Below are 439 nucleotides of genomic sequence, written 5' to 3'. Positions count from 1 at the left end.
GACCAGCGCAGCCTACGAGCACGCGGCGCAAGGCGATGACGTCTACAAGGACTCGGGCGAACTCAGCCTGGGCATCAAGTCGGCTGTGGACGTCGATGGTCGTACCTTCGAGAACCTGCAGCTGGGCGATGCGGCCAAGGTTCAGGTCACCGACACCACTGACGAAGTGGTGGCCAAGCTGACTGCGACCCCTTCGGTTAACGAAGGCGGCGATATCACCTACACCGTGACCCTGACCAACAAAGATGGCCTGCCGATCGACAAGCACGGTGCGCTGACCTTCACCCTGAACGACGGCACCACCATCACCGTGCCGGCCAATGGCACGACCGGTTCGGTCACCGTCACCGCGCCGGACAACGTGTACACCGGTGCGAATGACCCTGTGATCAAATCGATCGCTTTGGTCAGCGGCACCGATGTCGGCAAGTTCGAGCAG

At 61.7% G+C, this 439-nt stretch carries 1 protein-coding gene; it reads left to right on the top strand.

What is annotated here, in order from left to right:
• Positions 1 to 439 (top strand): immunoglobulin-like domain-containing protein (locus tag HU760_RS24360; RefSeq protein ID WP_217858985.1); only part of this gene is annotated, 439 nt, incomplete at both ends.

It is taken from the genome of Pseudomonas oryzicola (assembly GCF_014269185.2).
GTDB classification, from domain to species: domain Bacteria; phylum Pseudomonadota; class Gammaproteobacteria; order Pseudomonadales; family Pseudomonadaceae; genus Aquipseudomonas; species Aquipseudomonas oryzicola.
Note: the sequence above shows the minus strand (reverse complement) of the source record. Positions and strands in the feature narration are given on the sequence as shown.